The organism is Paenibacillus terrae HPL-003 (assembly GCF_000235585.1).
GTDB lineage: Bacteria > Bacillota > Bacilli > Paenibacillales > Paenibacillaceae > Paenibacillus > Paenibacillus terrae_B.
In genome coordinates this window covers 5653731-5673373 of record NC_016641.1, presented here as the reverse complement: position 1 = coordinate 5673373, position 19643 = coordinate 5653731, and the positions used below count along the sequence as shown (strand labels likewise).

Here is a 19643-nt window from a genome sequence, read left to right as displayed (position 1 = left end):
CTTTTTTCAGTAATGATATGCGGATTTTCGCAAAATCCTGACATTTATAAATTGAGTATGGATTATGAAAATGGGGTAAATAAGCTAAGAACTGGCCTTCAGGGGGTGCTCTGTGTTGGACAGTTCGCTTTGGTGGACGACTGGCTTTTTAAAATCCGTTCCGTATCGGATAAAAATCCATACCCCCAGCAGGATGAAGAAGCCTGCACCAAATTGCAGGGCTGATAGTCTTTCTCCCAGCAGCACCCAGGCTAGCAGGGAAGAAATAACGGGCTCGCCGAGTACCGCCATCGACACCGCGGTGGCGTTAATGTATTTGAGCAGCCAGTTAAACAGGTAATGTCCGAACAGTGTGGGGACAATCGCAAGCAGCAGGAACAGTCCCCATTCCCGTGGAGCGTATCCGGTAAAAGGAATGGCATTGACCACATTATACAGCGCAAGCGATGTGGCGGCGATGGCGAATACCCAAAAATTATACACAAACGCGCTCAAATGCTCACGTAGATGCTTGCCCATCAGCATATGAATGGAAACAGCTACCATGCCTAAAAAGGAAAGAGCATCTCCGAGCAGCGCTTGTCCCGAGACGTGAAAATCTCCAGCCCCGATGGCCAGTGAGCCAACAAAGGCCAGCCCCATTCCGACGAGCATGGCTCGATTTGTGCCCGTCCGGAAAAACAAAAAAGAACCGAGCATGACAAGGATCGGCTCCAATGTCATAATAACAGTAGAGCTTGCAACCGTGGTCAGTCGCAGTGAGCCCATCCAGAGCAAGAAGTGCAGCCCTAATGCGATACCGGACCAGAGGATCAGCATCCATTGCTTGCGGGTGAGGCTGAATAGCTCGGTGCGGTATTTCCAGACTAATGGCAGCATGACGAGGTTGGTTAGGTACAGACGGTACATAGCGATGACGGACACCTCGGCTTCCGACCATCTTACGAAGATCGAGGAGAATGAAATAGCGATAATACCTACGATGTACAGTAGTTCAAAGGAAAATGACGGTTTGTGTACTTGATCCATTTGTGGCAGCTCCATCCGTATGGAGGAAATAAATGCGAACCTGTTTCCTTCCATCGGTATCTCGAAAATTAGTTAATACAGCCCATTATACCGTACCTGACATCTGTGTGGTATGAGGATTTTGCAAACACCTGAGAATGTAAAATAACGGGAGCAGGAGAAGGGCTTTTATCGGAAGGATTTTAAGTGAGATGCTGCGTAGAACTTTTGCCGCACAAACTCGTCTATTATAGTGGAGGTGGATTTCATGAAAAAACGCAACACATTTTCAATCATACTGTTAACTGTAGTGGCAGTGCTGGCTCTGTCAGCCTGTGGAACGAAACCGCAAACCAATAATACCGCACCTCAAGGGGCAGACCAATCGCAATCGCAAACGCAACAGCCGCAAGTGAAACCGGAACCGGTCGCTGAGCCGGAGGTCAAACAAGGCACAGGTGTATACAACGGAGCCGCTGATCCGCATACAGTTGAAATTGAAATCAAGGGCGAAGCCCAATCCTTCCAACTGGGCGAAGGACTGGACACGGTAGTAGCCGGACTTAAGGAAGGCGATTCAGTATCGTTTGAATATAACGAACAGGCTGTTGAGGGGGATGCGACTGCCAAGCAACTGATTTTGACGAAAATTCAAAAAGCAGAAGCTGCAACAGGTGGCACACAAAACGGCAGCTCCAGTCAGGCAGTAGGCGGTGAACGCTCGAAAACTCAAGCTTTTGAGCTTAGCCTTGAAGGGAAAAAGGAAAAGCAAACAGCTACATTGGCAAAAGGAGAGGGATATTCACTGTATGTGTTTGACCCCATGTCCCTGTTTCCTGATCAAAACCGCGTAGCCTTGGCTGTAGATGATAACTATTACGCTGAAATTACGAAGCTGCCTTCCGATTTTAATCTGGATGAGCTTCAAAAAGAAGGCGAGAAGGATCTGGCTTCCATCGGCAAGGTGCAAAAGTTGGACAAAGCAGCCGTACCTCAAGCGATTACTAGCAGCCGTCTGTTCCTGCAAGCGAGCGGTTCGAAGATCACACAACAATATATTGTTGTAGAAAATAAAACAGGCGGTTTCATCGTGAAAGTGAACATTCCACAAGGTGAACCCGCTGAAGGATTCGAATCCTTCATTTATACATCGCTGGAGAGTCTGCAAGCGAACAAGTAACTTTTCACAACGAAGATTACGCTCTCTATAGGCAAATTGGTTTATATTCATGGCATCTATGCTGCTGATTCCCACCTTCTGATGGTGACGTTTCAGTGGCATGGATATCTAATCTGTAATTGCGAGACCTGCACTTTTGTGCTATAAAGGATGAGAGAATAAGATCATTCCGGCTTGCGAAGTCGTATGAAGCGATGAAGGAGTTGTTAGATTTACTATGTCTATCGAAATGAATACACAAGAAGTCATCAACGTGATTAAAAACAGCAAGAAAAAGACGCCTGTTAAAGTATATGTAAAAGGAGCTTTGGCTTCCGCATCATTTGGCGAGAATGTCCAAGCTTTTATTTCTGGAGACAGTGGTGTTGTATTTGGCGATTGGGCCGACATCAAGCCTGTACTGGATAGCGCAAACGCTAAAGAAGAAGACTATGTGGTGGAAAATGACCGCCGCAACTCTGCTGTACCTATGCTCGACCTGAAGGGTATCAATGCTCGTATTGAGCCTGGCGCATATATTCGTGATATGGTTGGCATCGGTAACAACGCAGTCATTATGATGGGCGCAGTGATTAACATCGGCGTTACGATTGGTGAAGGCACGATGATTGATATGAATGCTGTACTGGGCGGTCGCGTTAAAGTAGGTAACATGTGCCACATCGGTGCAGGCGTGGTTCTTGCGGGTGTTATTGAGCCTCCATCTGCACAGCCAGTTATCGTAGAAGACGATGTATTGATTGGCGCGAACGCGGTCGTATTGGAAGGCGTACGAATTGGTAAAGGTGCAGTCGTTGCAGCCGGAGCTGTCGTAACCGAAGATGTACCTGAATACTCCGTAGTTGCTGGTACACCTGCACGCGTGATCAAACAGGTCGACGATAAGACCAAATCGAAAACTGAAATCTTGAAAGACCTGCGCGTTCTGTAAGGCTGAAAAAAGAGTTTTTAAATGCACAAAAGGTGAACGATTCCTTGTCAGTGGCATGATGCATTGACAGCGCACAATTTAGGGACGAAGCACAACGGACAAGGCTCGGCGGCTGCGCCGGGCTTTTGTCCTTTTGTTCTTTTGCCGGATAAAACCTGATAAGTTAGGAAAAGGAGGCGGGGCAGCGGAATGAGCACAGTCGATTATCGTTCTTTTGTTCAAATACGGAGGGATTTGCATCAAATCCCCGAGCCTGGTTTTGAGGAATTTAAAACGCAGCAATATCTGCTGAATTATTTGGCAACGCTCCCTCAGGAGCGTCTGGAAATTCGTACGTGGCGTACTGGGGTACTGGTGTTGATTCATGGAACGGCTCCTGCGCGCCGCTATGGATATCGCTGCGATATGGATGGTTTGCCAATTGTGGAAGAGACGGGCTATGATTTCCGTTCGACCCATCCCGGCTACATGCATGCTTGCGGTCACGATTTACATATGACGATTGGATTGGGGATTGTTTCTCACTTTGCAAATCACCCGATGAAGGATGACCTAGTTGTACTGTTTCAGCCTGCCGAGGAAGGACCGGGCGGAGCATTGCCGATGCGCGACAGCGCCGAGCTGGCAGACTGGCTGCCAGATGAAATCGTCGCGCTGCATGTTGCACCGGAGTATCCGGTTGGCACGATTGCAACTCGCCCAGGTATTTTGTTTGCCAATACGTCGGAGCTTTTCATCGATCTGAAGGGTATGGGCGGACACGCGGCATATCCACACAAGGCGAATGATATGGTGGTGGCGGCCTGTCAGTTGGTCGGACAACTGCAAACGGTTGTGGCCCGTAATGTGAACCCGCTGGATTCAGCGGTAGTTACGATTGGTAAGGTCAGCGGTGGTACGAAGCAGAATATTATCGCGGAAACAGCCCGTTTGGAGGGGACCATTCGCACGTTATCAGCTGACACGATGACACTGGTCAAATCGCGGATTGAAGCGCTGGTGCGCGGTATGGAAGCTGGATTCGAATGCCAGGCGGAAATTGAATATGGCTCGAATTATTTACAAGTATTCAATGAGGCCAAGGTAACAGAGGAATTTATGAGCTGGGTTCGTAAACGGAAGGATGTACAGCTCATTGAATGTGCGGAAGCGATGACCGGAGAGGACTTCGGATATTTTCTGGAGCGGATCCCCGGGCTGATGTTCTGGCTTGGTGTCGATACGCCTTATGGTCTGCATCATGCCAAGCTGGAGCCTGCCGAGGAAGCCATTGGTGTGGCGATTCGTGTGCTGACGGACTATTTTACATGGAAATCTCAAGGTTAAATGTTGCGGTCTGAATAAATAGGTTTAATGTAGTGAATGAAATGGAATGAAGTCGAATGTTGAGGGAGGGTGTTATGAGAGAGCAAACCATCATCCGATTCGAACGGGTGACCAAGCAATATGACAACGATCCACCGGTGCTGGCTGATGTCAGCTTTGAGATTGAACGTGGCAAATTCTATACGCTGCTGGGCCCCTCCGGCTGCGGTAAAACGACAATTTTGCGTATGATTGCGGGCTTTGCAGAGCCGACGGAAGGCTCGATTTATTTGAATGACAAGCTGATTAATCGTGTTCCAGCCAATGAACGGCAGGTTAATACGGTATTTCAGGACTACGCATTATTTCCACATCTGAACGTGTTTGAAAATGTGGCTTTCGGTCTGCGAATCAAAAAGATGAACAAAAAGGCCATTCAGGAGAAGGTTGCACAGGCATTGTCCTTTGTCAATCTGGAGGGCTACGACGAACGGGAAATTTCTGAGATGTCCGGAGGGCAACGCCAGCGTGTCGCCATTGCACGGGCCATCGTTAATGAGCCGGATGTTCTGCTGCTGGATGAGCCGCTGTCTGCACTGGATTTAAAGCTGCGGACAGAAATGCAGTACATTTTGCGTGAAATGCAGCAGCGTCTTGGGATCACCTTTATTTTCGTTACGCATGATCAAGAGGAAGCGCTGGCGATGTCGGACGAAATTTTTGTTATGAATAAAGGAAAGATCGAGCAGAGCGGTACGCCGAATGATATTTATGATGAACCGATCAATCGGTTTGTTGCTGATTTTATCGGGGAATCCAACATTGTGCCAGGACGAATGATCGCGGATTATCAGGTGGAGTTTAACGGACGACAGTTTGAATGTGTCGATGGAGGATTGCGTCCGAACGAACCGATTGAAATTGTAATTCGACCGGAGGATTTGGAGATTACCAGTGTTACTGAAGGTAAGCTGCGTGTGAAGGTCGATACCCAGCTGTTCCGCGGTGTTCACTACGAAATTAGCTGCTATGACGATTCCGGTCAGGAGTGGCTGGTGCATTCTACCAAAAAGGCGGAGCTAGGCAGTGAAATCGGCTTACATTTTGACCCGGAAGCGATCCATGTGATGAGGTTCGGGGAAACAGAGGAAGAATTTGATCGGCGTCTGGAGGCCTATGAAGAGGTGGAGCAGCATGTCCGGTAATACGAGAGCAGCGTATCTGCTGCCTTACTATTTATGGATTGTGCTGTTCGTGGCGGCCCCGGTCGTGCTTGTGTTTTACTATTCGCTATTTGATGTAGACGGTCATTTCACGTTCAGCAACTATGCACAATTTCTGACACCTGTCTATTTGAGCATGACGCTTAGCTCGTTTTGGTATGCGCTGTTGATTACAGTATGTTCGCTGTTAGTGGCTTATCCGGCGGCGTATTTGCTGACCCGAACCAAGCATAAACAACTGTGGTTGTTGCTCATTATTTTGCCGACGTGGATTAACTTACTGCTTAAAACATATGCTTTTATCGGGATTTTTGGTACTTATGGTCCGGTGAATGCTGTGTTGAGCTTGGTTGGATTGGGTGGTCAGCAATTATTGTTTACCAGCTCCAGCTTTGTGTTTGTATCGGTTTATATTTTTGTCCCGTTTATGATCTTGCCCATCTACAACGCGCTGGAAGGGTTGAACCCTTCACTGCTGGACGCCGCGCGTGATCTGGGCGCTTCCAAGTGGACGGCGTTTCGCCGGGTTATTTTCCCATTAACGCTATCTGGTGTGCGATCCGGGTGTATGGCGGTATTCATTCCGGCGCTGTCGCTATTTATGATTACCCGTCTGATTGCGGGCAACCGTGTTATTACACTGGGAACGGCGATTGAGCAGCATTTTCTGGTCACACAGGATTGGGGTATGGGCTCTACGGTTGCGGTGTTCCTGATTTTGGCGATGGCAATCATTATGCTGATTACCTCGGGTACGAAACGGAGGGTGCGGCATGGCAAATAAAAACCGATTCGGGAATATTTATTTGGTGCTTGTCTTTCTTGTGTTGTATGCACCTATTTTGTACTTGATGTATTATTCGTTCAATAGTGGTGGGACGATGCATCAATTTGAAGGGTTTACGCTCCAATACTACAAAGAGGTGTTTGCTGACACCCGCTTGATCATCATTGTCATAAACACCTTGGTCATTGCATTGCTATCGTCTGCGCTGGCCACGATTATTGGCATCATGGGAGCTTTGGCTATTCACCAGATGCAGAACCGTCGGGTCAGAAATACACTCTTGTCGCTCAACAATGTGTTGATCGTGAACCCGGATGTCATTATTGGCGCATCCTTCCTCATTTTGTTCACGATGGTCGGGATCAAGCTGGGTTTTTACTCGGTGTTGCTGTCCCATGTTGCATTTAGTGTGCCGATTGCGGTCATTATGATTTTGCCGCGACTTCAGGAAATGAGTCCATCTCTGGTGGATGCGGCCCGGGATTTGGGTGCCAGCCGGATGGATGTGCTGACCAAGGTCATTTTACCTTTTATCAAGCCGGGGATTTACGCGGGCTTCTTTATGGCGTTAACGTACTCGCTGGACGATTTTGCGGTGACCTTTTTTGTGACAGGCAGCGGCTATTCGACCTTATCGGTGGAAATTTACTCGCGTGCCCGCCAAGGGGTTTCCCTGTCCATTAATGCGCTGTCCACGCTCATTTTCCTGTTTACCGTGCTGTTGGTGGTGGGTTACTACTTTATTATGCGCAAGGCCAACCGGAATGGGAAAAAGGAGCCTGCGGCGGAAATGGGGGTACCTAGATGAAGTCGCTTGTGCGCGTGTTTCTGTCGATTTTTATCATCTCGTTCGGTTTGATGGGGGTGGCGGCATGGCTCAATTCCAGTCAAGGCTATTCCGGTGGCAATACGCTAACGGTCTACAACTGGGGAGATTATATCGACCCTGATCTGCTGGAAAGGTTCCAGAAGGAGACGGGGATTACCGTCATTTATCAGACGTTTGACTCCAATGAGGCGATGCTGACGAAAATTGAGCAGGGAGGAACATCGTTTGATGTAGCGGTTCCTTCGGAGTATGCTCTGGCTAAAATGAAGCAGGAGCACCTTTTGCTTCCGCTGGATCACAACAAGCTGCCGAATTTAAAGCATGTGGATGCTCATTTTCTGAACCTTTCGTTTGACCCGAAAAACCAATACTCTGTGCCGTATTTTTGGGGTACGGTTGGGATTGTGTTCAACCCGGAGCTAACGAAAGGCATTGATTTTCATAGCTGGGATGGTCTGTGGAATCCGAAGCTGCGTAACAATCTCCTGCTGGTCGATGGTGCGAGGGAAGTCGTGGGTATGTCGCTGAACAGCCTTCACTATTCCTTGAACGATACGAATGAGGCGCATTTGCAGCAAGCATTAGCCAAGCTGGAGAAGTTAGCGCCCAATGTTAAAGCTGTTGTCGGTGACGAGATTAAAATGCTGCTGGCAAACGAAGAAGCTGCTGCCGGGGTTGTGTGGTCCGGCGATGCGTCCGAAATCATGGATGAGAACGACAAGCTGGATTACATCGTGCCGGATGAAGGCTCCAACCTGTGGTTTGATAACATGGTTATTCCGAAAACAGCTACCCATGTGGACGCGGCCCATAAGTTCATCAATTTTATGATGCAGCCCGATGTAGCCGCCCAAAATGCCGAATTTGTAGGCTATTCCACACCTAACGAGGATGGGAAGAAGCTGTTGCCCGAGGATATATCCGGTGACGAGCGCTTCTATCCTCCATCTGAGATTACAGATAAGCTGGAGGTCTACAACAACCTCGGCAAGCGTATGCTGGCTCATTACAATGAATTGTTCCTGCAATTCAAAATGCATCTAAAATAAGAGAGCGGCCCATGGATTCAGGTTTGAGCTTTAAAGGCCGCTGCGGGGGCGGATGGTGCTTACCATCGCCACCGCCCCCGGATTTCTGGAATGAAGCCTGGGTTTAGGGGGAAATCCGGGGACAAAAGCGACCGCTTACGCTTGTCCAGCACCATTCCGCCCCCTCCGCTGCGCCGTGCTTAAAGCTAGCACGAGTGAATCCCCACGCCGATGGTGAGGGAGTAGTCGGAGAACGAACAGGGCCTTGAATCACCCGTACAGGTGATTCAAGGCCCTGTTTATGTATACTCACCACGCAAAGCGGTGAGTATTGTACTTCTTTTCCCCTTACTCCACACATGTTAGAGATTTGAGGGGACTTTAAGGCGGGCAGTGAGCGAAGCGGACCATTTGAATCTGAAGAAGCGACAGCGTTCGCCTTTGCAGGGGGATTCTTACCGTTGAATAATTTAAATAATCCAAGAATCCCCCTGCAACAGCGATCGGAAGATCAAATGGCCCGCGAAGCCTCCTCCCACCTTAACTCCCTATAGTCTTTTAACAAACCTCTCTATTTTATCCAACCCCTGCTCCAGCACATCCTGTCCATAAGCATAGGACAACCGAATGTACCCTTCGCCATAGGAGGAAAAGGCATCTCCCGGTACGACAGCCACTCCATGCTCTTCCAGCAGCTTGAGGGTGAAATCCATCGAGCTTAAGCCAAAATGAGCGATGGAAGGAAAAAGATAAAAGGCCCCTTCCGGCTTTTCAAGCGGAATGCCCATATTGGTTAGCCTTCCATGCACATAATCACGGCGCTTGCGGTATTCCTCGCGCATCGGAAGTGCATCGTCGACACCAGCGGTCAAGGCCTCCAGCGCAGCATATTGGCTGATCGAACTGGCACAGGTCACGTTGTACTGATGCACTTTGACCATGTGCTGTGTAATTGCAGCAGGTGCAAGCGTAAAACCAATACGCCAGCCCGTCATGGAGTGCGATTTGGATAAGCCGTTGATGACGATGGTGCGCTCTTGCATGCCTGAGAGGGTAGCAATAGACACGTGTGGCGCATCGTAAATGAGCTCGCTGTATATTTCATCTGAAATGATAAACAGATCACGCTCTCTCAGCAAATCTGCGACAGCTTTCAGTTCTTCGCGGCTCATCACTCGTCCGGTTGGGTTCGAAGGATATCCGAGGATGACGGCTTTCGTCCGTTCAGTCAAATACGGCTTCAGCACCTCAGCGGTCAGCTTAAAGCCGCTGTTACGGGTGTCAGCCAGCACTGGCACGCCACCTGACAAGCGGATCAATGGCTCGTATCCGGGGTAGATGGGCACAGGCAAAATCACCTCATCACCGGGTGACAAAATCGTGCGCAAGGCAATATCCAGCGCTTCGCTGGCACCGTTCGTTATGATAACCTCATCCTGTCCACGGTAATTCAGTCCGTATTTATGGGATACAAACGCTGCTGCCGCTTCCCGCAGTTCGGGTAGTCCTGGATTTGGCGTATAGGAGGTGCGTCCTTCGTTAATCGCCTGATGGGCGGCTTCCATAATATGCAGAGGAGTAGGGAAATCCGGCTGTCCAATCGTTAAGGATAGGGTTCCGGGCAATGCGGCAACTTTATTGGCAATCTTGCGAATGCCGCTGATTTGAATGTTTTTAACCTGATCGTTAAGCAAGTGCTCCATAGCGTGTGTGCCACCTTTTTCTGTATTAGAACAAGTTTACAATAATTTGATCTGATTATGCTACGGCGGGAAGCATTCATTTTACATAATTCAGGTACTGGTTTGACTATTCTATGCTATGTTTAAACATGGAATATATATTGTAAGCGTGATCATAGCTAAAATTGGGAGGAGCGCGTCTTTTGATGAAACAAGAATACATAGCAGTAACGTTACTCAAGAAATTAAAAAGATTTGGGATCGCATGGCTCAGTGTAGTACTTGTGCTGTCGGGCGGAGATCCGGGGCTACTGTCTGGTAGAAAAGCTTCAGCAGAACCCGCATCTTTAGTAGATACGGAGGTGCAATCATCACCCACGACTGTGGGGGCAAGTGTATATACAGATGTCTATGTGCCGGGTAAGCTCCGTATCCATGATATACAGGGAGCGGCTCATCGTTCACCTTATGAGGGGCAAAAGGTAACAGATGTCGAAGGAATTGTGACGATGGTGAAGGGAAGCAGCTTCTTTATCCAGGAGGCGGACGATAAGGTGGATCAGGATGAAAAAACATCCGAGGCCATTTTAGTGCACAAGCCTAGCAGCGGTGTGCAGGTTGGGGATGAGGTACGGGTCAGCGGCTCTGTGAAGGAATATACAGAAAGAACCTATGCCAGCAAGCCAGTTGACCTGACGACCACGGAAATTGTAGCTTCTTCGGTTTCGGTGATCGCTAAGGACCGTCCACTGCCATCTCCGATTTTGCTTGGAAAAGAGGGGCGTGTGATGCCAACATCTGTTGTGGAAAATGACGGAATGACGGTGTTTGATCCGGAGGAGGATGGTTTGGACTTTTTCGAAAGTCTGGAGGCCATGCGTGTAGAGTTGAAGGATGCACACGTAATCGGCCCTTATGGTTATGAGATCCCGGTCAGGATTGATAACGGAGCGAACACTGGCGAGGTATTGACCGAAGCAGGTGGCTTGATGCTGACCGAAGAAAGTCTGAATCCGCAGCGGATTTTGATTGACGCCAAGCCTTCGGTTCCGTTGAAAACAGGGGATCGTTTTGCGGGTCCCATCACGGGAATTGTGAGCTATAGCTTTAGCAATTTCAAGCTGTTGCCAGAACGTCTGCCGGATATTGTGTCAGGTGGTCTCCAGCCAGCCAACACACGTCTGGTACAGGATGATCGCAAGCTGACGGTCGCTTCCTTTAACGTGGAAAATTTCGATCCCGGTGATGGAAAACGGATTGATCAGCTCGGACAGGCCATCGCCGTGAATTTGAACCACCCGGATATTGTAGGACTGTTGGAGGTTCAGGATAATAACGGTGAGAAGGATGACGGCACCACAGATGCTTCGGAAAGCTTTCGGGTGCTGATTGAGGCGATTCGTGCTCATGGAGGGCCGGAGTATGCTTTTACAGATATAGCACCTGAAAATAATAAGGATGGCGGCGCTCCCGGTGGCAATATCCGGGTCGGATTCCTCTACAATCCGCAACGTGTCACGCTGACGGACAAGCCGAAGGGAGATTCGGTTACGTCTGTGACCTATGGAGAGCAGGGGCTTTCTCTCAATCCCGGTCGTATGGATCCGCTGAATGCGGCATTTGAATACTCACGAAAGCCGTTGGCTGCTGAATTTGAGTTTGAAGATCAGCAGGTGATTGTGATCGCGAACCATTTTAATTCCAAAGGGGGCGATCAGGCGCCATTTGGAGGGATTCAGCCACCTGTACGAAGCAGCGAAATACAGCGGGCGAAGATTGCAACGATTGTGAATGGTTTTGTGAAGTCGGTGCTGGCTCAAAACCATCAGGCGAATATCGTCGTATTGGGAGATTTAAATGATTTTCAATTTTCCGAAACGCTCGCTTTGGTCCGGGGACAAGAATTGACGAATTTGGTAGATAAGCTGGATGAGAAGGAGCGGTATTCGTATATTTATGAGGGCAATTCGCAAACACTGGATCATTTGCTGGTCAGTCCGTCCATAAGTGAATCATCCGTGCTGGATATTGTTCATATCAATGCGGATTTTAGCACGGCGGACGGGCGGGTAAGTGATCATGATCCATTGGTTGCTCAAATTGACTTGCCACGTAAAACAGAGGAACCCCCGACTGATGGCGGGAGTGGTCGGAATGACGATGATGACGATGATCAGCAGGAGAGCAATGGTAGCAACAACGCCGGGAACAATAGTAGTGGTAACGCGAGTGGAACGGTGAATAACGGACAAGGTCAGACTGCGAATAGCGGGCAGAATGGTAATAGCTCGTCAGGCGTTAATGTTGTACAAGCCAAGTCCATCGTGACAGAGCAAAACGGACTGAAAAGAGCAGTCACACAAGTACCAGCCGTTGACATACAAAATGTTATTCGGAACGGGTTGAACGGTACGCTCGTAATCCGTGCAGGGGAGCAAGCGGATGCTAAGGTATTGGAAGTGAATCTAAACGGAGATGCTTTGGGTGCCGTCTTGAACGACCGTATTCACACCCTGCGAGTAGAAACGCCACAGGGCGGCTATGAATTAGCAACAGGTCGTCTGTCTCTTCAAAAGCTGGCTGACACCTGGCAGGTGCCTGTAAAACAGATCTCCTTAAGCTTTAGGGTTACGCCGAACGAAGGAATGGCTAATCGCACAGATATTCCGACAGGGCGAAAGCTGGTGCGGGCTGTTGATGTTGTGGCGGAGTTACGAAGCGAAGATGGACGCAAGCAACCGTTAGCGGGTAGCGATAATTCCGGTAAAAGGTATGAACGTTATCTTCTACGTGCTCCCGCAACGGTAGATACGAGCCAGCTTGCTGTAGTGAAGGTCTCTACTAACCAAGCCGGACAGTTGTCCTATCATCCGGTTCCCTTTACCGCTTCTGGCGAGGAACTGACCGTGTATGGACGTTCGGGTGGAACCTATGTTGTGCTGGATGGCGGAGAAGCTAATGTAAGCGGATCGTTCAGCGATATTTCCGGTCATTGGGCGCAGCAGGACATTACACGCTTGGCAACGCGTCTGATTGTGGCAGGGGCAAATCAATCAGCGCCCACAGCTAATAAGACTGGTGAGATGGGTTTATCGAACGAACGCTTTGAGCCAAACGGTCAGGTACAACGCTCGGAGCTGGCTGCGATGCTGGTTCGTACGCTTGGACTGGAGCATTCAGATCGCACGGTGACGGGCTTTGACGATGTACAATCGGAAGCGTGGTATGCGGATTCAGTGCGTACCGCAACCGCAGTCGGGCTGATCAACGGCTACGCTGACGGAAGCTTTAGGCCTGATACTCCTGTATCGAGGGAGGAGCTGGCTGTGATTATAGAGCGAGCCCTGCGCTTCGCCGGGACTGCGGAAGATACAGCGGTAGGAAGTGCCTCAGCGTCATTATCGGATGCACAAGCCATTTCTACATGGGCAGCTCCGGCTGTCAACACTCTGTCTGGCCTAGGCATTATGAAGGGGGACGAGAAAGGCCGTTTTGCTCCTGCTGCATCGGTGACGAGGGCAGAAGCAGCGACTGTATTATCTCGAACTATGGGTAAGTTGAATTGGGCACATTAGTATGATGATTGAGATGTTAGATTGTTTGATTTTATACGATAAATAAGTTATCTTATGTTGAAGAAGCAGCATAAAAAACTGAATTTGTGACTAATGAAGGGGTGAAGTGTCATGGCAGTAACAGCCAAACAAATTTTTGTGAACTTACCAGTTAAGAATCTGCAACAGTCTATTGATTTTTTCACTGCAATCGGATTTGAATTTAACGCGCAGTTCACCGATGAGCATGCAACTTGTATGATTGTCAGTGAGCACATATTTGTAATGTTGCTGGTTGAAGAGCGTTTTAAGGCATTCACCCAAAAAGAAATTTCGGATGCAACGAAAACAACAGAAGCCATTGTTGCCTTATCCGTAGAGAGTCGAGAAAAGGTAGACGAAATTGTCCATAAGGCTCTGGCAGCGGGCGGGAAGCCTTCGAACGAACCTCAGGATCACGGCTTTATGTACGGATGGAGCTTTCAGGATATAGATGGGCATCTGTGGGAGTTCTTTTATATGGCAGAGCAGTAAGGAAACATAAAGCATTGTATAGAAACTAAAGTAACGCTATGGAAAGTAAGCGATCCTTAAAGGATGGTTTACTTTCTTTATTATTGGAAGCAGGCGTGATTCCAGGGTATGCCCAATCGGCTGACGGTCACCCGCACGCTACCCGATTTTATTACAAACCACTAAATCCGTACCTGAGCTGTTGCTGAGTATTTGGCGAATAACTGTGTTATTTACAGGTAATAATAGCTTGTTATACGATTTCATATGCTTTCTCCGCTTTTCGACTGGAAAAGCAAGGGAATGGGAACGTATAATGAAATGGAGACCGTCTAAAGGTTCTCTTATGCTAATTCGGCTGGTCCGGATTGAAGATCGTAGTATATATAGCGGAGGAATCGAAGAATATGAGGCTGGAGCATGATTTTCTAGGTACCAAGGAAGTGCCGTCAGACGCCTATTACGGTGTACAAACACTGAGGGCAAAAGAGAATTTTCCAATTACCGGCCAACGGCTTCATCCTGAGCTGATTAAAGCCATGGCGATCGTCAAAAAGGCAGCAGCAACGGTAAACATGGAGCTGACCCGCCTGCATCGTCCCAAGGCGGAGGCCATTATTCAGGCAGCTGACGAGGTTATTCAAGGGCAGTTGCACGATCATTTCATCGTCGATCCGATTCAGGGCGGCGCAGGCACGTCCATTAATATGAATACAAATGAAGTAATTGCGAACCGGGCGCTGGAGCTAATCGGCAAGCAGCGTGGAGATTATCAGGAGATCAGTCCCAACAACCATGTCAATATGGCGCAATCGACGAACGATGCTTTTCCTACGGCTGTCCATTTGGCTGTTCTAAGTATGATTGACAAGCTGTTGGTCACGATGAGCGAGCTTCAGGAGGCGTTCTCCCGTAAGGCGAAAGAGTTTGACAGTGTGATTAAAATGGGACGAACCCACTTGCAGGATGCAGTACCGATCCGGCTGGGACAGGAGTTTCAGGCTTATGCGCGTGTGCTGGGTCGTGATATCGGACGTGTCCGTGCCACGAAGCAGCATTTGCTGACGGTCAATATGGGCGCAACTGCAGTTGGCACCGGTTTGAACGCGGATCGCCGTTATATTCAGCGTGTCGCCGAGGTGCTGGCGGAAGTAAGCGGTTTCCCTGTGGAGGCTGACGAAAATCTCGTCGATGCCACTCAAAACACAGATGCCTATACGGAAGTGTCTGCCGCGTTAAAAATTTGCATGATGAACATGTCCAAAGTGGCAAATGACATCCGCCTGATGGCCTCAGGGCCGCGTGCCGGTCTCGGAGAGCTGAGCCTGCCCGCCCGTCAGCCGGGTTCATCCATTATGCCGGGTAAAGTAAATCCGGTAATGTGTGAGGTCATCAACCAGATTGCTTTTCAGGTCATTGGAAATGATCATACGATCTGTCTGGCTTCCGAGTCTGGTCAGCTAGAGTTGAACGTGATGGAGCCTGTGCTTGTCTACAACCTGCTGCAATCGCTGGAAATTATGAAGCAGGGCTTTCATGTCTTCCGCATTCATTGTGTGGACGGAATTGAAGCGAACGTGGAACGGTGTCGTGAATATGTCGAAAACAGCGTAGGTATTATTACCGCGCTCAATCCCCACCTCGGATATGAGGTCGTATCACGCATCGCCCGTGAGGCGATTACAACAGGCAAATCGGTACGTGAGTTGTGTCTGTTGTATAATGTTCTGACTGAGGAAGAGCTGGACATTATTTTGGACCCGTATCAAATGACTCAGCCGGGTATTGCCGGAGAGTCGTTGCTGAATAGGGAATAATAGTGCGGAGTTTAGAATGCAGGCAGCTTTGAGGCAAAATGAAGACAGCCCCGTCGAATCTTGGCGGGGCTGTCCTTGTGTAACACGGTGTCAGCGTGATATGTGGAATGTTCTGCTAAGGAATGCACCGCTGCCCGCCTATTGTAGAAAAGGGGAAGAGGAATGCTGCTGGAGCAATTATCGGCATATAAGGAATTAGGAATAGGATTCATTGTACTACTACTGTTACTTGTACTCATCATCAGAGAACTGATACGTCGGCGCAGAAATCGGATTTTACGTGATCTGGACCCGCGAAAAATCGGGATTCAGGATATAGACCGCATGGAGGATGGCTCGGAATTTGAGCTTTATCTGCAACGGTTGTTATCTGCGCTCGGCTATAAGGACATCTACAAAACGACCAGTAGCCGGGATTTTGGAGCGGATCTGGTGTTTACAGACCGTGAAGGTATCAGAGTTGTAATTCAGGCCAAGCGTTATGCTGTACAAAATCCGGTCGGTTTGGGCGCGGTACAGGAAACTTATACCTCCATGCGTTATTATGCGGCTGACAAGTCTGTTGTCATCACTTCCGGGCGCTACACGGAATCTTGTAAAACACTCGCTGCTGTCAACGGAGTTAAGCTATTGGACCGCGACGACTTGGTGGACATGATTGATTTATTCAAGGCTAAACGCCGTGAGGAGGTCATGGATCGAATAGAAAGTAAAGCCGACGTGATTGCCTCCAAATGGAGCAGGAGCAAATGATAAAAGGGACTGAACTACCGGGCGACGAGATGAAATCCGGTAGTCAGTCCCTTTTATTTTTAAACATGATGCCTGCACTTATAAGAGACTCCATATACAAAATGGGAAATATGATCATATTGTAATTCTTCATTTACAATGAATTTACAGAAAATCTTATGAAAAAAAATGACTTTATAACCGATATAAAGATGTTGGGGATTTGCAAATTATGCTGAGGTGATATGTCATGAAGAAACAGGTTCAGTTATTAACATTGAGGTGGGTTCCCATTGTCGCTATTTTTGCCTTACTGCTGGGCGCATGCGGGCAGCCAGTAGCACAAAATAAGGTGCAGCCGATTAAGGTGGGAATAGTATTGTCCGATATTGGTCTGGGTGACCAATCTTACAGCGACGCGGCTTTTCGTGGCTTGGTCAAGGCACGGGACGAGGGGAAAATCGTTTTTGAATATCGGGAAATTTCCGAGACCAAGACATATGATGCTGCTTTTGAGCAGCTTGTTCAAGAAAAATCCGATTTGATTATCGGGTTGGGGTACATGGTGAAAGATAGTTTGGAAACCGTTGCAAAAAAATATCCGGATCTTAAATTTGTAATTGTAGATGAAAAATCCGATTTACCGAATGTGGCTTCCATTACTTTTAAAGAAGAAGAGGGCAGCTTTTTGGCAGGGGTCGTTGCAGGAATGGCGAGCCGTACCGATCAGGTAGGCTTTATCGGGGGAGTGGAGTCACCGCTGTTGAAAAAGTTTGAGGCTGGATATCGGGAAGGGGTTCACTCCGTTAAGCCTGATGCACAGGTTACTGCTAAGTATGCGGGAGATTTCGGCAAGCCGGAGCTGGGCACGGAGATTGCACGCGATATGATAGATCAGGATCGAATTGATGTGATCTATGCGGCGGCAGGCCTTACGGGTGTGGGTGTACTACAGGAGGCGCAGAAGCAGCAAAAGTTCGCAATCGGGGTCGACAGCGACCAGTTTTTCATTGCGGAAAAAGCAGTAGTGACCTCCATGATTAAAAATGTGGATGTCGCCATGTACACGGCAGTCAAAAGCTTTGCAGATCATCAAAGAAAATTTACGGAACAGAATATGGTGTTCGGTCTTGCGGAAGAAGGTATCGGTTTGGCGCCTATTCGTGTTTTGACATTGAACCCGGATCAGCAAAAGCTGCTGGATGACTTGAAGGAAAAGGTCAAGTCCGGCAGTCTTACTGTGCCCACCCAATAAATTTTCGTAAAACGGAGGATGATTCCTGATGAAACTGCAAGGTAAACTGGTGCTTAACGCGATGGTTTCCCTGATCGCATGCCTGGCTTTAGTGGCCTATATTATTTTTCAATTGATACGTATCAACTCGCAAAGCAGTAGTCTTGTTCCGGCCATGCTGAATGTACAGCAGCTCAATGCTTTTTTGATTCAGTCAGGACAGGCACTGCAAAACTACTCTTCTTCCATGACAGAGAGCAACAAAACGGATGTGCAAAACCAGCTGGGGCAGGTAGAAAAAACGATTGCTTTGCTTTCGCAAGGCATGATGGAGACCGAAGCGCAGCAAAAGCGTCTGAATACCGTTAAAACAAAATTCAGCGAATTGAAGGCCGCTACGGATAAAGCGATGAGCACCGGAAGCAGTCCTGAATCCAAACGTAGTGCGATGCGTGTACAGGGTATCCAGAATGATGTGTTCATGCTGGATATTCTAACAAAAGCACGCTATGACGAATATACAGAGGAATTGACCAAGAGTATCCGCTTTACTTGGCAACTGGCCTTGGCAGGCGCTGTTCTGCTTCTGGTGGCGGTGGGGCTATATAATACATATACATCCAGGCAGCTTGCCCTCAGAACCCGCAAGTTGACGGATGCAGCGAAGCAAATTGCAGATGGGAATTTGACGGTGCAGCTCGCGCAAACGAAGGGACATGATGAGCTGGATGAGCTTAACGAATCGTTCCGGTTCATGATCGGGAACTTGCGTAACATTGTGCTCTCTATTGGTCAGTCGGGGAATCGTGTCGATCTGATGGCTCAGGATATTGACCAGCATAATGAGGCCATGAAGGAAATCGTAACGCAAGTGAGCACCTCGACAGAGGAACTGGCGATGGGGAGTCAAAAAATTGCCGAGGATCTGTCGACCACCGTTGGCGTTGTGGATGAGATGCAGCAGAAGTTTGAAGCGAATTTGTTGGAGACCACGCAGTCCTCTACATATAGCGAAGACGCATTGCATGTCATTGAGCAAGGTACACGTGTGATGAGCGATCAGCTACGCATTGTAGCGGAAAATCGTTCAGCGATGTCCGAGGTGGAGCAGACGGTCAAGGAGCTGGAGGCCAATGCAGCCGAGATTACAACCATGACCGGCTATGTATCCGAGATTGCCAGTCAGACGTCGTTGCTGTCCTTGAATGCTTCAATTGAGGCTGCGCGCGCGGGTGAGGCTGGAAAAGGCTTTGCTGTCGTTGCCAATGAAGTGAAAAAGCTGGCAAATCAATCGGAGTCGGCCGTGAAGCAAATTTATACCGCTGTCGAGGGCATTACGCAGGCTATGGATAAGGTGAAGACCTCTGTGGCGCAAAGTCAGGAGCTGTTCCGTGAGCAGGAGAAGGCAACTTCGTCTACCGGGGAATCGTTCACTGAGATTAGCGGCAAAGTACAGCAAATTGCCCGCCAAGTCAGCAAGCTGTCGGCGGATATGAATGTATCTCGGGAACTGAGCGTACAGGTACAGCAAGCGATTGAGAACATCAGCGCGATTACCCAGCAATCCGCCGCAGGCAGTGAAGAGATTACCGCCTCCACGGTGGAGCAGAAGCGTTCCTTTGAGGAATCGGCTGAGAAGGTGAAAGAGCTTCGTCAGATTCGTGAGGAGATGCAACGAGAGCTGGATCGTTTTCAGGTGGAACAAACAGGCTAAGCAACACGAAACCAACACATTTTTTTACTAATCAATAAATATAGGATAAACCCGAAGAAAAAGCCTTACCTCATGAAGGGAGGCTTTTTCTTTATTTAAAATTGTC

At 48.6% G+C, this 19643-nt stretch carries 15 protein-coding genes; 13 read left to right on the top strand and 2 right to left on the bottom strand.

All coding sequences use genetic code 11. The features are described 5' to 3' along the window. Window positions 1-84 precede the first annotated feature (84 nt). Entirely contained in the window at window positions 85-1029 is a 945-nt protein-coding gene (locus HPL003_RS25140; RefSeq protein WP_014282617.1) for a DMT family transporter, read from the bottom strand. A gap of 247 nt (window positions 1030-1276) precedes the next feature. Between HPL003_RS25140 and HPL003_RS25135 the strand changes: the two genes are divergently transcribed. From HPL003_RS25135 to HPL003_RS25105, 7 genes are all read left to right on the top strand, one after another. After that, entirely contained in the window at window positions 1277-2188 is a 912-nt protein-coding gene (locus HPL003_RS25135) for a hypothetical protein (protein WP_014282616.1), read from the top strand. Between the two features lie 217 nt (window positions 2189-2405). After that, entirely contained in the window at window positions 2406-3119 is a 714-nt protein-coding gene (gene dapD, locus HPL003_RS25130) for a 2,3,4,5-tetrahydropyridine-2,6-dicarboxylate N-acetyltransferase (RefSeq protein WP_014282615.1), read from the top strand. 189 nt (window positions 3120-3308) lie between these two features. Beyond that, window positions 3309-4445: an N-acetyldiaminopimelate deacetylase gene (locus HPL003_RS25125; protein ID WP_014282614.1), complete on the top strand. Its 1137-nt coding sequence runs from the start codon at window positions 3309-3311 to the stop codon at window positions 4443-4445. A 74-nt stretch (window positions 4446-4519) separates the two neighbouring features. Continuing rightward, window positions 4520-5629, top strand: a complete 1110-nt coding sequence (locus tag HPL003_RS25120) for an ABC transporter ATP-binding protein (RefSeq protein ID WP_014282613.1) — start codon at window positions 4520-4522, stop codon at window positions 5627-5629. Beyond that, entirely contained in the window at window positions 5619-6431 is an 813-nt protein-coding gene (locus HPL003_RS25115; RefSeq protein ID WP_014282612.1) for an ABC transporter permease, read from the top strand. The genes HPL003_RS25120 and HPL003_RS25115 overlap by 11 nt, the downstream gene beginning before the upstream one ends. Beyond that, window positions 6421-7242: an ABC transporter permease gene (locus HPL003_RS25110; protein ID WP_014282611.1), complete on the top strand. Its 822-nt coding sequence runs from the start codon at window positions 6421-6423 to the stop codon at window positions 7240-7242. Before HPL003_RS25115 ends, HPL003_RS25110 begins: the two co-directional genes overlap by 11 nt. Then, window positions 7239-8312 (top strand): ABC transporter substrate-binding protein, encoded by a 1074-nt coding sequence (locus tag HPL003_RS25105; RefSeq protein WP_014282610.1) that lies wholly within the window; start codon window positions 7239-7241, stop codon window positions 8310-8312. Before HPL003_RS25110 ends, HPL003_RS25105 begins: the two co-directional genes overlap by 4 nt. A 527-nt stretch (window positions 8313-8839) precedes the next feature. Here the strand turns inward: HPL003_RS25105 and HPL003_RS25100 are convergent. After that, on the bottom strand, window positions 8840-9994 hold the full coding sequence (locus HPL003_RS25100; protein ID WP_014282609.1) for an aminotransferase A: 1155 nt from the start codon (window positions 9992-9994) through the stop codon (window positions 8840-8842). Between the two features lie 185 nt (window positions 9995-10179). Between HPL003_RS25100 and HPL003_RS27140 the strand changes: the two genes are divergently transcribed. From HPL003_RS27140 to HPL003_RS25070, 6 genes are all read left to right on the top strand, one after another. After that, on the top strand, window positions 10180-13548 hold the full coding sequence (locus HPL003_RS27140; RefSeq protein ID WP_014282608.1) for an S-layer homology domain-containing protein: 3369 nt from the start codon (window positions 10180-10182) through the stop codon (window positions 13546-13548). Window positions 13549-13659: 111 nt separating this feature from the next. Next, window positions 13660-14061 carry a VOC family protein gene (locus HPL003_RS25090; RefSeq protein ID WP_014282607.1) on the top strand — a complete coding sequence of 134 codons (402 nt, stop codon included), beginning with the start codon at window positions 13660-13662 and terminating at the stop codon, window positions 14059-14061. A 386-nt stretch (window positions 14062-14447) separates the two neighbouring features. After that, complete coding sequence (gene aspA, locus HPL003_RS25085) at window positions 14448-15857, top strand: aspartate ammonia-lyase (RefSeq protein ID WP_014282606.1); 1410 nt, start codon at window positions 14448-14450, stop codon at window positions 15855-15857. Between the two features lie 162 nt (window positions 15858-16019). After that, window positions 16020-16610 carry a restriction endonuclease gene (locus tag HPL003_RS25080; protein ID WP_014282605.1) on the top strand — a complete coding sequence of 197 codons (591 nt, stop codon included), beginning with the start codon at window positions 16020-16022 and terminating at the stop codon, window positions 16608-16610. 229 nt (window positions 16611-16839) lie between these two features. Further along, window positions 16840-17844, top strand: a complete 1005-nt coding sequence (locus HPL003_RS25075) for a BMP family lipoprotein (protein WP_014282603.1) — start codon at window positions 16840-16842, stop codon at window positions 17842-17844. A 28-nt stretch (window positions 17845-17872) separates the two neighbouring features. Then, window positions 17873-19537: a methyl-accepting chemotaxis protein gene (locus HPL003_RS25070; RefSeq protein WP_014282602.1), complete on the top strand. Its 1665-nt coding sequence runs from the start codon at window positions 17873-17875 to the stop codon at window positions 19535-19537. The last annotated feature ends 106 nt before the right edge of the window (window positions 19538-19643 follow it).

What these genes read in the sequence shown, in the direction of transcription:
- HPL003_RS25075 (WP_014282603.1), top strand. Translation starts at nt 16,840, where the DNA reads ATGAAGAAACAGGTTCAGTTATTAACATTGAGGTGGGTTCCCATTGTC.
- HPL003_RS27140 (WP_014282608.1), top strand. Translation starts at nt 10,180, where the DNA reads ATGAAACAAGAATACATAGCAGTAACGTTACTCAAGAAATTAAAAAGA.
- HPL003_RS25120 (WP_014282613.1), top strand. Translation starts at nt 4,520, where the DNA reads ATGAGAGAGCAAACCATCATCCGATTCGAACGGGTGACCAAGCAATAT.
- HPL003_RS25110 (WP_014282611.1), top strand. Translation starts at nt 6,421, where the DNA reads ATGGCAAATAAAAACCGATTCGGGAATATTTATTTGGTGCTTGTCTTT.
- HPL003_RS25125 (WP_014282614.1), top strand. Translation starts at nt 3,309, where the DNA reads ATGAGCACAGTCGATTATCGTTCTTTTGTTCAAATACGGAGGGATTTG.
- dapD (WP_014282615.1), top strand. Translation starts at nt 2,406, where the DNA reads ATGTCTATCGAAATGAATACACAAGAAGTCATCAACGTGATTAAAAAC.
- aspA (WP_014282606.1), top strand. Translation starts at nt 14,448, where the DNA reads ATGAGGCTGGAGCATGATTTTCTAGGTACCAAGGAAGTGCCGTCAGAC.
- HPL003_RS25070 (WP_014282602.1), top strand. Translation starts at nt 17,873, where the DNA reads ATGAAACTGCAAGGTAAACTGGTGCTTAACGCGATGGTTTCCCTGATC.
- HPL003_RS25105 (WP_014282610.1), top strand. Translation starts at nt 7,239, where the DNA reads ATGAAGTCGCTTGTGCGCGTGTTTCTGTCGATTTTTATCATCTCGTTC.
- HPL003_RS25080 (WP_014282605.1), top strand. Translation starts at nt 16,020, where the DNA reads ATGCTGCTGGAGCAATTATCGGCATATAAGGAATTAGGAATAGGATTC.
- HPL003_RS25115 (WP_014282612.1), top strand. Translation starts at nt 5,619, where the DNA reads ATGTCCGGTAATACGAGAGCAGCGTATCTGCTGCCTTACTATTTATGG.
- HPL003_RS25140 (WP_014282617.1), bottom strand. Translation starts at nt 1,029, where the DNA reads ATGGATCAAGTACACAAACCGTCATTTTCCTTTGAACTACTGTACATC.
- HPL003_RS25135 (WP_014282616.1), top strand. Translation starts at nt 1,277, where the DNA reads ATGAAAAAACGCAACACATTTTCAATCATACTGTTAACTGTAGTGGCA.
- HPL003_RS25100 (WP_014282609.1), bottom strand. Translation starts at nt 9,994, where the DNA reads ATGGAGCACTTGCTTAACGATCAGGTTAAAAACATTCAAATCAGCGGC.
- HPL003_RS25090 (WP_014282607.1), top strand. Translation starts at nt 13,660, where the DNA reads ATGGCAGTAACAGCCAAACAAATTTTTGTGAACTTACCAGTTAAGAAT.